Source organism: Rhodovulum sp. PH10, from assembly GCF_000293785.1.
Taxonomy (GTDB): domain Bacteria; phylum Pseudomonadota; class Alphaproteobacteria; order Rhizobiales; family Xanthobacteraceae; genus Rhodoplanes.
This window is the reverse complement of sequence record NZ_AKZI01000169.1, coordinates 1-2,893: the sequence shown is the minus strand read 5'-3', so window position 1 is coordinate 2,893 and position 2,893 is coordinate 1. Positions and strand designations below refer to the sequence as shown.

Sequence of the window (2,893 nt, the reverse complement as noted above, 5' to 3'; positions counted from 1 at the left end):
CATGCTACGAAAGCTCTGTAATCCCGCATGATGTCTCCGGACAGACTCTGAGAGTTTGTGAATCTTTCCGATTTTCAGCGTTTCTGGCTCCGCCAAGCCCTTGATTTGACTCACGTGGCGTCGGCCAAGACCGAAAGATTCACAGAATCTGACAATTCGAGCATCGAATCATCTGACAGAGAGACTTTCCACAACGATGAGTTCTTCCAAGATGCTGCTGGTCTTCGGCACACGGCCGGAGGCGATCAAGATGCTTCCCGTCGCGCAGGCGCTGATGCGAAAGTCGAATGCCGACGTTCGAATTTGCGTGACCGCGCAGCACCGCCAGATGCTCGACCAAGTTCTCGACCTGTTCGATGTCTGGCCGGATTACGACCTCGATATCATGAAGCAAGGTCAGGGCCTCGAGCACGTGACCACGGCCGTGCTGCAGGGCCTCGGCGACGTCCTGGACGACGCGAAGCCGGATCGGGTTCTCGTCCACGGCGACACCACGACGACGATGGCCGCTTCCTTGGCCGCATTCTACAGAAAGGTCCCGGTCGCCCACGTCGAGGCCGGGCTTCGATCCGGAGACCCGGCGCAGCCTTGGCCCGAGGAGATGAATCGGCGCGTGACCGACGTCATCGCCGACCGGTTCTTCGCACCTACCACACGCGCGCGCGACAATCTCCTGAAGGAGAACGCATCACCGGCCGCCATCCACGTCACCGGCAACACGGTGATCGATGCGCTCTTGGCAGTGGTCGACCGGATCGATCGCTCGCCCGACCTGAAGGAGACATTGGCGGCGCAGTTCGCGTTCCTGGCACCCGATCGACCAATCCTCCTGGTCACGGGGCACAGACGAGAGAATTTCGGAAAGCCTTTCGACAGCCTCTGCAGCGCCATTCGCGACCTCGCCCGTGCCCACCAAATCCAAGTCGTCTATCCGGTCCATCTGAATCCGAACGTCCAGTCGGCCGTTCGGCGGTTTCTCGGGGACGTGCCGCACGTGCATCTCGTCCCGCCGCTCGACTACCTTCCCTTCGTCTATCTCATGATGCGCGCGCACGTCGTCCTGACCGACAGCGGCGGAATTCAGGAAGAAGCACCATCGCTCGGCAAGCCGGTCTTCGTCATGCGAAACGTCACCGAGCGACCGGAAGCCGTCGAAGCCGGGACCGTGAAGCTGGTCGGCACCGACCGCGATCGAATATTCACCGCAGTCGGTGAGGTGATCGAAGACGCGGACGCCCACGCGCGGATGAGCCAGGCTCATAACCCTTACGGCGACGGCCAAGCGGCGCGTCGCATCGCCGACATTCTCACCATTGGCAGCACGGACGAATTCTCACCATGAGCATTGAAAGCCGTTTTCAGAAATGCGTCATTGTCGGGCTCGGGTATATCGGACTTCCGACCTCGGTCGTTGTCGCACGGGCGGGCATCGATGTCGTCGGAGTGGACGTCAACACCCGAACTGTCCAAACTGTCAACGAGGGCCACTGTCCGATCGAGGAGCCGGGTCTCGCCGAAGCGCTGTCCGAACTGGTGGCGGAGAAGAGAATTATCGCGCAGTCGGAACCGTCTCCCGGTGACGTCTTCATCATCGCGGTTCCGACGCCCTTCACCGGAGGCTACAAGCCCGACCTCGCCTATGTGGCGGCCGCGACGCGAGCGATCGCCCCGGTCCTCCGCAAAGGTAATCTGGTGATCGTGGAGTCCACCATCCCGGTCGGAGCGACCGAGCAGGTCGCACGCTGGATCGAGAGCCACCGCCCCGACCTGTCCTGTGCGAGGCGCGGCAGTGGCGAGGCGGCCGACGTCCTGGTCGCACATTGCCCCGAACGCGTCTTGCCGGGACAGATGCTGAAGGAGCTCGTCGAGAACGACCGGATCATCGGCGGTGTCTGCAACACGAGCGGCGAGGCCGGGGCGGCGTTCTACCGCTCGTTCGTCAACGGGCAATGTCTCGTGACCGACGCACGGACCGCCGAGCTCTGCAAGCTCAGTGAGAACTCGTTCCGGGATATCAACATCGCGTTCGCGAACGAGCTGTCCGAGATATGCTCCGACTTCGGCATCGACGTCTGGGAGCTCGTTTCCCTCGCCAACCGGCATCCCCGCGTCAACATCCTGAAGCCGGGCCCGGGTGTCGGCGGGCACTGCATCGCCGTCGATCCATGGTTCATCGTGTCGGCACTCGGCGACAAGGCGCGTCTGATCCGGGAGGCTCGTTGGATCAACAGCGGCCGTCCTCGCGCCGTCGTCCGAGAGATCCTCGGCAGAATCGGCACCAACAACGTGCGGTCGATCGCCTGCTTCGGGCTGGCGTACAAGCCCGACGTCGGGGACCTTCGGGAAAGCCCAGCCATCGAGATCGTGGAGTATCTCTCGGTCGAGCTTCAGCTCACCAGCCCGAACGTGAGCGTCATGGTGGTCGAGCCATTGGTCGACGAGCTGCCATCCGAGATCCGGAATGCACCCGGCGTGACGAAGGTCGACATCGAGACGGCACTCACCGCCGATGTGATCGTGATGCTGGTGGATCACAAGCCGTTCCACGCGATCGCGCCGGAAAGGCTCAAAGACAAGATCGTCGTCGACACACGCGGGGTCTGGAGAGGATTTTCAGCGCGCTGAGACCGGTCCCGAGCCGTCCCGACGATCCCGCCCCCGTAGATCAGGAGGAGACCAGCGTTACGTGACGACCAAACCACGGGATGCCGGCTTCGAGCTTCGAAGTTCGGGTCAGCGCTTTTCGCTGTAGCTGAACCTGAACCTGCTCATCCCCACGCCCAGAATGGTGTCCTTCCGCTTCAGGCCGGGCATTTCGAGCGTGGTGCAGCGGTCGGAGCCGTAATACCAGCCTTCGTTATGCCTGACCGATGATGGCCCAGCCTCGCTGTGC

Annotated in this window: 2 protein-coding genes; both read left to right on the top strand. The window is 62.3% G+C overall.

The genetic code is table 11. The features are described 5' to 3' along the window. The first annotated feature begins 211 nt into the window (after positions 1-211). Complete coding sequence (gene wecB / locus A33M_RS20525) at positions 212-1,342, top strand: non-hydrolyzing UDP-N-acetylglucosamine 2-epimerase (RefSeq protein ID WP_008391493.1); 1,131 nt, start codon at positions 212-214, stop codon at positions 1,340-1,342. Beyond that, positions 1,339-2,625: a UDP-N-acetyl-D-mannosamine dehydrogenase gene (wecC, locus tag A33M_RS20520; RefSeq protein WP_008391491.1), complete on the top strand. Its 1,287-nt coding sequence runs from the start codon at positions 1,339-1,341 to the stop codon at positions 2,623-2,625. The genes wecB and wecC overlap by 4 nt, the downstream gene beginning before the upstream one ends. Positions 2,626-2,893 lie beyond the last annotated feature (268 nt).